Consider the following 12,104-nt stretch of genomic DNA (forward strand, 5'->3'; position numbering starts at 1 on the left):
CCGGCGTTGAAGGTCGCAACAGACCTCCGCCCTTGCTGAACACCGTTTAGTCTTCCGAGGAGATACACATGTCTGAGCAGAAGCTCGCAGCAGAAGTACGCACCGAATTCGGCAAGGGCTTTGCCCGCCGCGCGCGCATGGCCAACCTGATCCCCGCCGTCATCTACGGCCACGGCGCCGAGCCGATCCACATCACCCTGCCGGCTAAGGCCACCACGCTGGCAGTCCGCACGGCCAACGCCCTGCTGTCCCTGGACGTCAACGGCGAAGAGCACCTCGCCCTGGTCAAGGACGTCCAGCGCGACCCCATCAGGCAGATCATCGAGCACATCGACCTGCTGACCGTCATCAAGGGCGAAAAGGTCACCGTGGACATCCCCGTCCACCTCGTCGGCGAACTGGCTCCCGGCAGCGTCTACAACCAGGAACTCACCGTTATCTCCCTTGAGGCCGAGGCAACCCACCTGCCCACCGCCATCGAGGTCGACATCGAAGGCCGTTCCGCGGGACAGCACATCCACGCTTCCGACCTCGTCCTGCCGAAGGGCGCAACCCTGCTGGCCGACGCCGATGCCCTGGTTGTCAACATCTCCGAGGCCACCGAGGTCTCGGACGAAGAGGCCCAGGCTTCCTCTGAAGCCGCTGCTGAGTAATACCCACTCCGCTTGCAGCTGTGGCCGGACCCCGTCGGGGTCCGGCCACGGCCATGTCCGGACCACCTTAGGATGGAACAATGACTGACACCTGGCTGATTGTCGGCCTCGGCAACCCCGGAGTCGAATACAAAGGCAACAGGCACAACGTTGGCCAAATGGTTCTTGATGAACTCGCCGGCCGGCTCGGCGGAAACTTCAAAACCCATAAAGCCCGGGCCCAGGTCCTCGAAGGGCGGTTGGGGATCGGCGGTCCGCGCGTGGTCCTGGCCAAGCCGCTGAGCTACATGAACGTTTCCGGCGGACCGGTGGCCGCCCTGGCGAATTTTTATGGCATTGGACCAGACCACGTGGTGGCGGTCCATGATGAAATCGATATCGCGTTCAACACCGTCAAGCTCAAGTGCGGCGGTGGCGAGGGCGGCCACAACGGATTGAGGGACATCTCCAAAGTGCTCGGCACCAAGGACTATCTGAGGGTCAGGGTGGGGGTGGGCCGCCCGCCGGGCCGCATGGATACCGCCGACTATGTGCTCCGTGATTTTGGCACCACCGAACGCAAGGACGTGCCGTTTTTGCTGGATGAGGCCGCTGACGCCGTGGAGATGCTGGTCAGGGAGGGCCTGACGGCGGCGCAGCAGAAGTTCCACCCGGCGAAAACAGACGTGTAGCAAAAGAACTAAAAACGCCCAGTACCTGTTCACGCTTCCTTGCCTAGGGGTAGTCTTCTTCCTAAGCGGGGGGCGATGGGGCTTGTTCCCGCTGTATTGGGACGTAGGGGATAAGTTCATGTCAATCGAGCCACTCAGCTGGGAACGTGGGTCGCAGCTCAAGGACCTTGAGCTGCGGACAGACACCGCCGGCGTGCCAGAGGCGCAGCGATGGTCTGCGCCCGCACGCAGCGCCAACCTCGAAGCAGTCCGTACGGCGCTGACCAGCATCGACTCCCTCGGAGTGGTCATCACAGGCGGCCGCGGTGTCGGCAAGTCATCCCTGGCCAGAACTGCCGTATCCGAGCTTGGCCCCGACGTCTGGACGCTGCAGTTGCGCTGCGGGACCACAACGGGCGACACCCCTTACGGCTGCCTGGCGTTCCTTCTCGCGCGTCTTCCCCAGGCCTACATGGGCTCGCCAACCGCCATCCTGCGTGGCATAACGTCACTGATCCGCAGCGACGCCGCCGGCCGCCAGTGCGTCATCACCCTGGATACCGCCGGCAGCATTGATGACATGAGTGCCGGCGTCCTGCTCAACATCCTCCTGACCGGGACCGCGCGCATTGTTGCCGTGGCACCCAAGATCAGCGATCTTCCGGCGGACTTCCACTGGCTTCTCACCGACCGCCGGCTGACTGAGGTCAGGCTGGACAACCTTAACGAGCTGCAGACCCGCCAGGTGTTGCTTTCCCTGCTGGGGCACCGTGTCTCCGCCTCCCTGGTCAGTACCTTCCACACGATGGTGGGCGGAAACCCGCTGCTGCTCAAGGCGCTGGTAGCCGAGCAGCAGCAGTCCGGAAATCTGGTGCTGTCGGACTCGGTCTGGACATTGCGGGACAAGGTAGTGCTCGACGGCGCTGCGAGCCTCGAGGACATCGTGCGGTCGCGCTGGTCCCGGCAATCCCCGCAAGAGCGGGAAGTCATCGAAATGCTCTCCTGTGCCCGGCGGGTGGAGCTGTCAAGGCTCACGGCTGTATACGGTGCCGGCATTGTCGCGGACATGGAAGACGCAGGGCTGCTGGAGATCGACGGGTCCGAGAGCCGCTGGGTTTCACTGCGCGAAATGTACCTCGGTGACGTCGTGCGCTCCTGGCTCAGCATCACCAGGCGGCGGGAACTGCGGAATGTGCTTCTGGACAGCCATGAACCCGATCCGGCCAGCATGACCGTGGAAGAGCTGATGGCCTTCGCTGCATGGACCCATGAGTGTGAGGCCGAGCTGAGTCCCGCCATGGCGCTGGCCGCGGCCGAGGCGGCCGTGCAGCTCTTTGACCCGCACTTCGCCCTCAAATATGCCGAGACGCTGAGGCGCAACGACCCCCAATGGGTAGCCGGCCAACGGCAGAAGGCCGCCGCCTACCTGCTCCTGGATCTTCCTGTCCAGGCGATGGCTGCCCTGGACGACATCTCACAGCCGCAGCTGGACAGCCTGGACGTCCAGGAATACGCCCAGGTCATCGCAGCAAAATCACGGGTCATGGTCTGGCTGCCGGACCACGCCGACAGGGTACCGGCCCTCCTGCAGACGGCACGGGAGCGGCTCGGGGAAGAACCGGGTAACGCGAAAAAATGGCCTGATCCCGTTGCCGCTGCAGCCAATCGGATCAGCCTGAGCGAATTCGAGTACCAGGTGTTCGCGGGAGATTACGCGGCAGCCATTCCGGGCTTGGAAGCCGCTGCCGACCCCGGGCTGAACTCCGACCTGTGGTTCCGGATGAATTCCGCAATGATCCTGATGACCGCCTTGGCCATGACCGGGCGGGAGATGGACGCCTTGAGCCTGATGAGGCAGTTGGGCGGTCAAATTTCCGACGCCGGCCAAATCGTGGGCCTGCGCGAGACGTTCACCGAACGCGCTTACTACGTCCTGTTGACCGCCGGGCAGTGGCACCGTTGCATCGATCTCCTCAATCCCGCAGCCCCTGAGACCCACCAGCTTCCCTACCGAAGCGCCGCCACCGAGTTGGCGGCCGGGATTGCTTACGTCTTCGCGGGGCGGGGCGCCGTTGCCTTGGATTCGCTGCTGTCAGCGGTGGCCCAACTCGAGTTGCGGCCCGCCCAGGGCATCCGCCGGGAAGCTTACGCAGCTGTGGCATTCGCCTATGCACAGTTGGGCAACGCCGGCCAGTCCCGGAAATATTTGGACAAGTTGCAGCGGACCGGGGGCACCGCCGATCATGTTAGCCGGAGCATCACTGACTTCTGCGCCGACATGGCCGGCCGGTGGCTGAACGACACCGAGGCCGTCAACCGCCTGAAGGAGTCTGCCCGCGGCGACATCGCGGCGGGGAGGTACACGCTGGCCGGAATCAGCCTTCTGGGGGCCACGGTCCACGGTACAGAGGCTGACTTCCGCCTGCTCGAAGAAGTGGCCGGCCACCGCCAGGGTCCCTTGGCGGAAATCTCGCGGCTGATTGCCGTGGGCACCAGGACCCATGACGCCAAGACCTTGCTCGCCGGCGGGGAGTTGGCCGCCACGCTGGAACTGGATGCTGTTGAGGCGCGATGCATGGCGCTGGCCGTTGACTTCGCCCGTCAGGCCGGCGACCCGGCAGCAGCAAGGACTGCCCAGGCGCGGCTGGACATCCTCGCTGCCACTGTGGCCAGCCTGCCCATCGTTCCCAGCAGCGGCAGCCCTCTCCTGACCAGCAGGGAAAGGCAGATTGCGCGGCTCGCGGGCAGGGGCGCCTCCAACCGCGACATTGCGCTGGACATGGGCGTCTCCGTCCGCACGGTGGAAGGCCACCTCTACCAGGTCTTCACCAAACTGGGAGTTACGTCCAGGGGTGATCTGACTGGACTCGTCTAACGGCCACTCATCGAAACCGGGCCGCCTGCTCACGGGGCGGCGGCAGCCGCTGGATCGGATCTGCAACATCATCCGGACCCGAACCAGCCAGGCAGTGTTCCTGATGGCGGGCCCGGGCATCGGCAAGACCGCGTTGGCCGAAGCCATCACCGAGCGGCTGGCCACCGACATGATCATTGTTCAGATCCATGGCAGTTCTGCGCTCTCAGGCGTTCCTTTTGGCATCCTTGCCCCCTACACAGCGGAGCTGACTGCCGAGGATTCGGTGTCACCGGTGGCTGTCCTGAGGTCCGTCTGGAGCTACTTTGAAAAGCTCAAAGCGGGCAGGGACGCACCACTGCTGCTCGTGATGGATGATGCCCACCACCTGGACGAGGCTACGGCCAGCATCGTGGCAGACATGATCTCCGCGGGCTGGGCCAGCGTCGTGGCAGCAGGCAGGCCCCGGCCCGGCCTGCCCCAGCCTCTGGCGCAGCTTTGGTATGACGGCCTTGCCGATCGCGTGGACCTTCGTCCGCTGAACCGGGAACAGATCGAGGAAGTCCTTGCCCACGCCCTGGACGGGACGGTCCCCGACGGAACCGTCGACACCATCTGGAGCGCTTCCGGCGGAAATCCACGGATCCTCGATGCCCTGCTCCATGACGCCGCCGAAGGAGGCCAACTCGCCAAAAGGAACGGGATCTGGATGCTGGTGGAGCAGTTGCCGGCCGATGGGCCTCGACTGACCAACGTTGTGGTGAAGGACATGCTGCGCCGCACGCCCGCAGAGCAGGAAGCACTGAAGCTGATTGCGCTGGCCGGGCCCGTGAGCCGAAAGGTGATCGAGGACATCTGCGGCGCTGAAGTGGTGCGCTCCCTGCTTGACCAACAAATGGTGGTAGAGGGCCATGGCACGCCCGCTGACCTTCGGATCTGGAACGCTATGTTCGGGGACGCCCTCCGGTTAACCATTTCTGTCTCGCGGAGCCTGCAACTTCTGGAAAGGGTACGCGAGCACCTGGGAACGTCCCCGGCCGGGTCAGAAGGCCGGTTGAGGGCTGTCGAGTGGGCGCTTGAATGCGGAGTGAAAACAGGAGAGCCTGAGCTCCTTGAAGCGGCCAGCACGGCGTTGGCCCACTTCAGGAACCCTAGCGCCCGGGCCATGGCGGCAAAAATTATGGACCCGGCACTCGTGCCCGAGGCCCATGCCATTCACGCGCGGGCCCTGTTCAACGAGGGTGACCACGCCGGCGCCGCAAAGCTCCTGGACGGATGCTGGCTGCAGCTGGGATCCAGCGCCGCCGCGGCCCCCGCCCTGATACTCAGGGCGCTTGTCCACCAGGCCCTGGGAACACCACTGGCACTGTTCGCAGCCGAGTCCCGTGAAGTGCTCCGCCGCGTCCCTGCTGAAACTGACACAGCCCCGGGCACGGCCTGGCAGGAGCAGCTGCTTCACCTGCTCGAACTCGGCGAAGCCGGAAACTGCGAGGCCTTGGCCAACGAGGTCCAGGACCTTCGCAGCCGTAACCCCGGCGGCCCTACCGACCACGCCCTTCGCACGGTGGGAACCGCCCTGCTCGCACAGACACGCGCTGCAGCCGGACGCGCCGTCCAAGGCCTGGATGCCGGACTCCTTGCAGTTTCGGAACTCGCTGCGCTGGACGGCGGAGTGTTTTTCTTCAATGAGTTCGTCCTGGGCCGTCTGGTGGCCGACTACCTGGCCCTGGGGGACTGGGAATCAGCGGAACGGGAGCTGGCGGACTATGCGGCGGATCAGCCTCGGGATGCAGCCGCCTTCGCCGGCAGCATCGAGGTGCTACGCGGCTATTCATTGCTGCGGCAGGGGCGGATCGAGCGCGCTTACCAGACGCTCCTGCCTGCGGTAGAGACGCTGAGGCTCAACGATCCCTTGCAGGTGTTCCGGTTCGGATCCGCACTCGCCTTCTATGTGGCAGCGAGGCTGGGTGACGCTGCCCAGTCCAGCCGGCTCGAGATGGATTATAAGGATTCGCTGCTGGGTTCAGCCAGCCAGGATCTGCTCGCAACGGCCTACGCTGCGGCGGGTTCGGAGTACGTGACCCGAGACGGGAAGGGATTGGCGTCCCTCCATACCCTGGCCACCACCCCGGAGGTCTCAGCCAGGGGCGGCACATTGCTGGAACTGTTGGCGCTCTGCTGGGACCTGGGCGACCATTCGGTGATTCCCCTGGTGCACAACCTGGCAGGCAACGTCCAAGGCCGCTGGGCCGCAGCGCTGCTCAGCCTCGCGGAGCATTGGGAATCCGCCGACGCTGACGCCCTCATGGAGATGGCGGCCCGGCTTGAAACCGAGGGCTTCGTCAACGTGGCAAGGGAAGCCTACGCGCGGGCAAGCTCTGTGTGGGAAGCGGTCGGTGAACGCCGCCGGTCCCGCCAGGCTGTGGCCCTTCGGGAGAAATGCGACCACGAACTTGGCGAGAGGTTCCGGGAGGGCCAGTTCATCGCCGCAGCGCCCACGGTGCACCTCACCCGCCGTGAGCAGGACATCGTGGAGCTGGCAGTCCAGGGCCTCACGGATCGGGAAATCGCCCAGCGGCTCATGGTCTCCGTACGAACAGTGGAGGGCCACCTCTACCGCACGTACGTGAAACTCGGAGTGCGGAGCCGCGACGAACTGTCTACCGCCCTGGCCCACTAAGCCCCCTCCACTGCAACCGTCCGCTGACTCCAGCACGAGCTGGGGCCCCGAATGCATCCCATGCGCTGGTGATGTGCACTGGCGTTCCCATCTGCTGAGGACTGCCCTGGTTGCCCGGATCCTTCGCATTGTGGTGGCTGCCCCGCTTTGAGTCCGGGCCGCCTGCCGCGCGTTCCGAACCCTACGTTGCCTGCACAGCCGGGGCGTGTCGTGACTTCGAGTGTTCCGGCCCCTGGAATGCGCGTATCAGCCGGGCCCGCCCCGGTATCCCCACCGTCGAAGTAGAGTACTGCCTACTCGTGCCGTCCGGGTCCGCGTGCGATTAACTTGAGGCGGGAGGAAGGAGCGGCGAAAGCCCTCCAACTCCCACCATCAGACTTTCCAGGTCTTGTCTCAATTCAAACTTTCCGGCCCCCGGGCCGGACCGAGACTGGGCCGGCGACGTCAGAGTCTTCTGAGACCGAGGCTCTCCCCCCAGCCGTCGCCGGCCCTCTTATCCGCGGGCTGAAGCCCGGAGCCACTGTGGCGGCCGCCCCCGGGCGGCCGCCACAGTGGTGTTGTGGGACAATTGAATGTCAATCCATTGGCATTTCAAGGAGCTCACTTTGGCATTCGTAACCACGCCAGCCACGCTGGAACATGCCGTTCCGGCCATGGACAACGCCGAAGTACTGAGAATCAGGAATGACTTCCCGGTGCTGGACCAGTTGGTGAATGGCCGGCCGCTGGTGTATCTGGATTCGGGTGCCACATCGCAGAATCCCTTGAGCGTTATCGAGGCTGAGCAGGAATTCTACGAACAGCGCAACGCAGCCGTACACCGCGGCGCGCACCACCTTGCGGTCGAGGCCACCGAAGTCTTCGAGGACGCCCGCCAGGCCATTGCAGATTTCATCGGGGCCGAGTACGCGGAAACGGTGTGGACCTCCAATGCCACCGAGGGCCTGAACCTGGTCAGCTATGCGCTGTCCAATGCCGCCCTGTGGTCTGCCCGGGGACGCGGCGACGCCAGGCTCAAGGAGCTGGCTGTGGGCCCGGGGGACCAGATCGTGGTCACCGAAATGGAGCACCACGCCAACCTGATCCCTTGGCAGGAACTCGCTTTCCGAACCGGCGCCACCTTGCGCTACATCCCCATCGACGACTCCGGAGCCCTGCGCCTGGACCTCGCGGCTGAGATCCTGGCAAGCAAGACCAAGGTCCTCGCCTTCACCCACGCGTCCAATGTCCTGGGAACCATCAACCCGGTCAAGGAACTGGTGGCCCTTGGCCGGGCGGCGGAAGCGCTGGTGGTGCTGGACGCCTGCCAGTCCGCGCCCCACTTGCCGCTGGACGTCAAGGAACTCGACGTCGACTTCGCCGTCTTCTCCGGCCACAAAATGCTCGCGCCCACCGGAATCGGCGTGCTGTATGGCAAGCAGGACCTTCTGGATGTGCTGCCCCCGTTCCTCACCGGCGGTTCCATGATCACCACCGTCACCATGGAACGTGCCGAGTACCTGCCCTCGCCGCAGCGCTTCGAAGCCGGTACCCAACGCATCTCCCAGGCCGTGGCCCTTGCCGCCGCGGCCAGCTACCTCACAGAAACGGGACTGGCCCGGGTGCACCAATGGGAAACTGAGCTTGGCCAGCGCATGGTGGCCGGCCTTGAAGCCCTTCCCGGAATACGTGTCCTGGGGCCCGCCGCCGGGCAGGAGAGGATTGGCCTGGCCGCGTTCGACGTCGAGGGTGTTCACGCGCATGACGTCGGGCAGTTCCTGGATTCCCGGGGCATCGCGGTCCGGGTGGGGCACCACTGCGCCCAGCCCCTGCACCGCCGCCTGGGCCTGACGGCAACCACCAGGGCGAGTGCCTACCTGTACAACACCACCGACGACGTCGACGCTTTCCTCGAGGCCGTTGCCGGCGTCCGCTCCTACTTCCGCGTCTGACGCGGCCACCGAAGGTATACCGAATATGAGCCTTGACCAGCTATATCAACAGATCATCCTTGACCATTCGAAGGCCCGCCACGGCAGCGGCCTGGCCGGCGTGGACGCCCCTCAGGGCGCGTCCACCGGACAGTCGCACCAGCTGAACCCCGTCTGCGGGGACGAAGTCACCCTCCGCGTTGCAGTGGAAGATGGCAGAGTGGCGCAGATTTCCTGGGACGGAGCCGGGTGCTCAATCTCCATGGCCTCAGCCTCCGTCCTCAGCGAACTCGGTGAGGGACTGACCGTGGACGAACTCCACTCAATCATTGGCAGTTTCCGGGAAGTCCTGCGTTCCCGGGGGAAGGTCCACGCAGATCCGGAAATCCTCGGTGACGCGGCCGCGTTCGAGGGTGTGGCCCGCTATGCCGCACGCGTCAAGTGCGCCATGATCTCCTGGGTGGCCGCCGAGGACGCACTCAACCAGGCGGCCTAGACCCAGCAGCCTGGACCAACCAGCGTAGCCGGCCGCTTGGGTCCGGCAGGCCAGACAGGCGCGCCTTCCGGACAGCGTTCCTGCCCGGATGGAGCGCCTGCCTAAGCCGGTGCTAGCCGAACAGGCCCACAACGCCGATCACGGCGGTGGCGGCCCCCAGCACCATGGAGATGCTGACCAGCACCACGTGAACCGTGAGGAACTTTGTTGCTTTGCCGTCGGCGTCGCGCGCCCGCGGATCCTTCATGACCCGGCGCAGAAACTGCGGCCAGACCACCAGCGACCAGACGCCGGCGATGATCAGCAGTAAGGCGGCGAACAGGGGAAGCTGCATGGACTCAGTGGCTTTCGAGCCAGGCCTGGGCCCGCTGCGACTGGATGTTCAGGGCCTTGGCCACCATGGGCTCGGCTGCTTCAGCGATCTTGCTGCCCAGGAACGGCACGGACGAGGTCACGTTGCCTTCAAGCTCAACCCGGGTGCTGCCGCCCTCGGCAACGAGCCGCTGGACCGCGGTCACGTCGAGGGGAGCGCCGGCAATCTTCAGCGTGATGTTGCTCTGGCGGGAACCGTCAGCCGCGGGGGCTTCCCAGTTTTCCACCTGCGTCACGGTGAGGCTCTCGCCGACGAACTTGCGGGCGATCTCCGGCAGGCGGGTGGTGGGCAGGGTCCGGACCGAGGTGGTGCTGAACGCGCCGGCAACGTCTCCATCCACGGCGAAGGACTCCAGTGTGCCGCCGACGTATTCGCTTGTGTGCCGCTGGAAGTCCTCGTTGATGAAAACAGCAGCGACACTGTCAACGGCATGCGGAAGGGTGGTGGTTGCACTCAGTGCCATGAATCCTCCAGTAATACGGGGTCTGTACGCTTTTTGCTCCCCACATCCTACGGGGCACCGGGCGTGTTCTTGGAACCGGCCTCCGCGCGCTCAGCGTCGGCGATCTTCCGTGCAGCAGTGGTGATGTTCCGTGCCATCGCCGGAAAAATGAGGCTGTGGAAGGGCAGGACGGCCAGCCAGTAGAGCCTGCCGCTGAGGCCTTTGGGGAAGAAAATGGCGCGCTGCCGGTAGCGGCTCCCGCCGCCGTCGGGCTCTACGGACAGCTCAAGCCAGGCGCGCCCCGGCGCGCGCATCTCTGCCCGCAGGCGGAGGAGTTTGCCGCGGTCCATCCGCTCCACCCGCCACCAGTCCACCACCTCGCCCGGAGCCAGGTTGCCGGGGTGCCGGCGTCCCCGCAGGAGCCCGGCGCCGCCGGTGAGCTTGTCCAGCCAGCCACGGACCCGCCAGGCCAGCGGCAGCGAATACCAGCCGTTGCGGCCGCCGATTCCCTCGATGACTGTCCACACGTGCGCCGGGTCAACGTCCCCGTGGAAAGTGCGCTCATCCACGAAGACCGTGTGCCCAGCCCAATCCGGGTCGCTGGGCAGGGGATCGGCATCGGCGCCGGCGCTGGCCCACGTGGTCTCCACCTGGCCGTCACGCTCCTTGCCCAGGGCCAGGGCAACTGCCCGCCGGTACGGAGTCAGCCCGCTCTCAGGCACGGGAATGACGGAGTCAACGTCGTGCTCCCGGGACACGGCGTCGTGCTGCAGCGACTGGACCAGCGGCAACGACATGGACAGGGGGATGGGCGTAGTGAGGGCCACCCACAACCCTGCAAGTTTGGGCGCGGGAACCGGCAGTGCCAAGACCACCCGGTACGGCAGTCCGGCCTCGGCCGCATACTCCTTCATCATGCCCGCGTAAGTCAGGACCTGGCGGCAGCCGATATCGAACGTACGGTTAATGTGTCCGGTGAGGGAGGCTGCGCTGACCAGGTAATACAGCACGTCCCGGACGGCGATCGCCTCGATCTTGTTGCGCACCCAACTCGGCGCAGGCATCAGCGGGAGGGTTTCGGAGAGGTGCCGGATCATTTCAAAGGACGCAGACCCGGACCCAATCACCACACCGGCCTGGAAGACCACCGCGTCCACCGGGCTGTCCAGGAACACCTTGCCCACTGCCTCCCGGGACCGCATGTGCGTGGACAGTTCCACCTTGGCGGGGTGCAGGCCGCCGAGGTAGACGATCCTGCCCACCCCGGCGTCAGCGGCCGCCTTCGCGGCGGTCTGGGCCATGGCTTTTTCCTTGGACTCGAAACCCGACCCGGCGGCCATGGAGTGGACCAGATAGTAGAGCACGTCGACGCCGGCAAGCGCGTCCCGGAGGGCCCCGCCGTCGTCCAGGCTGCTCTGTACCACTTCCACATCCTCCAGCCAGGGCACACTCGCGATCTTGGCTGGTGTCCGGACCAGGACCTTCACGGTGTGCCCTGCCTCGAGCAGTCGCGGAACAAGCCGGCCGCCGATGTAGCCGGTGGCGCCCGTTACCAGGACGGTGCGGCGGATGCCGTTCATGTGGTCTCCTCGGAAGTTCACTAAAAAACGTCGGTGCTAAGCCAGCGTAGCAATGCGCCGGGATCGCCTCTCCGGTTCAAATGCTCTCGTTTTGACCGGTAAGCCAAGGCCCCTCTGGAACGTCCGGGGCCCGCCTGCTGCCAGTTTTTCCATCTTTGTACTTAGTGAACTACTTACCCCGGCCGGCAGCAGTACTTGTTCGGCGTCCTGACCTACCTCACCAGGCGGGGAACGGGTACGGGTACTACGTGTCTTTGCCTCCATGGCAAAGTCAGGTATCCCCGAGCCTTGTCGGCTACATGTCACCGTGTCACGGTGGTTCTGGAAGCCGGATGAGCAGCATTGCACCGCTGCTCATCCGACCGGATGGCTGCACTTGGTGTCGCCTGCCTGGGGGATAGGGGGACATGGTGGGGAGTACTCTCGCAGCATCAGACCTGATTTCTGTCCATCTGTTCGGCACGTT

9 protein-coding genes are annotated in these 12,104 nt (G+C 65.1%); 6 read left to right on the plus strand and 3 right to left on the minus strand.

The features are described from left to right. Positions 1-68 precede the first annotated feature (68 nt). The 6 genes from IAQ70_RS06555 (at position 69) to sufU (ending at position 9,243) form a co-directional block, all read left to right on the plus strand. Positions 69-653, plus strand: a complete 585-nt coding sequence (locus IAQ70_RS06555) for a 50S ribosomal protein L25/general stress protein Ctc (protein ID WP_190988512.1) — start codon at positions 69-71, stop codon at positions 651-653. A gap of 80 nt (positions 654-733) precedes the next feature. Continuing rightward, positions 734-1,324: an aminoacyl-tRNA hydrolase gene (gene pth / locus IAQ70_RS06560; protein WP_190988513.1), complete on the plus strand. Its 591-nt coding sequence runs from the start codon at positions 734-736 to the stop codon at positions 1,322-1,324. 118 nt (positions 1,325-1,442) lie between these two features. Continuing rightward, the gene (locus IAQ70_RS06565) at positions 1,443-4,178 is read left to right on the plus strand and encodes a helix-turn-helix transcriptional regulator (protein ID WP_190988514.1); all 2,736 of its coding nucleotides are present in this window, start codon (positions 1,443-1,445) and stop codon (positions 4,176-4,178) included. A 25-nt stretch (positions 4,179-4,203) separates the two neighbouring features. Then, positions 4,204-6,837: a helix-turn-helix transcriptional regulator gene (locus tag IAQ70_RS06570; protein WP_407682568.1), complete on the plus strand. Its 2,634-nt coding sequence runs from the start codon at positions 4,204-4,206 to the stop codon at positions 6,835-6,837. A gap of 605 nt (positions 6,838-7,442) precedes the next feature. After that, on the plus strand, positions 7,443-8,768 hold the full coding sequence (locus IAQ70_RS06575) for a SufS family cysteine desulfurase (protein WP_190988516.1): 1,326 nt from the start codon (positions 7,443-7,445) through the stop codon (positions 8,766-8,768). Positions 8,769-8,793: 25 nt separating this feature from the next. Further along, on the plus strand, positions 8,794-9,243 hold the full coding sequence (gene sufU / locus IAQ70_RS06580; RefSeq protein ID WP_190988517.1) for a Fe-S cluster assembly sulfur transfer protein SufU: 450 nt from the start codon (positions 8,794-8,796) through the stop codon (positions 9,241-9,243). Positions 9,244-9,355: 112 nt separating this feature from the next. Here sufU and IAQ70_RS06585 read toward each other — a convergent pair whose 3' ends face one another. Genes IAQ70_RS06585 through IAQ70_RS06595 form a run of 3 tightly spaced genes read right to left on the minus strand, consistent with a single transcriptional unit; the run spans position 9,356 to position 11,638 of the window. Continuing rightward, complete coding sequence (locus IAQ70_RS06585; protein ID WP_190988518.1) at positions 9,356-9,577, minus strand: SCO4848 family membrane protein; 222 nt, start codon at positions 9,575-9,577, stop codon at positions 9,356-9,358. A gap of 4 nt (positions 9,578-9,581) precedes the next feature. Next, positions 9,582-10,079 carry a DUF2505 domain-containing protein gene (locus tag IAQ70_RS06590; RefSeq protein ID WP_190988519.1) on the minus strand — a complete coding sequence of 166 codons (498 nt, stop codon included), beginning with the start codon at positions 10,077-10,079 and terminating at the stop codon, positions 9,582-9,584. Between the two features lie 47 nt (positions 10,080-10,126). After that, a complete protein-coding gene (locus tag IAQ70_RS06595) occupies positions 10,127-11,638 on the minus strand; it encodes an SDR family oxidoreductase (protein ID WP_190988520.1) in 1,512 nt (503 codons plus the stop codon). Between the last annotated feature and the right edge of the window lie 466 nt (positions 11,639-12,104).

It is taken from the genome of Pseudarthrobacter sulfonivorans, from assembly GCF_014712225.1.
Taxonomy (GTDB): Bacteria; Actinomycetota; Actinomycetes; order Actinomycetales; family Micrococcaceae; genus Arthrobacter; species Arthrobacter sulfonivorans.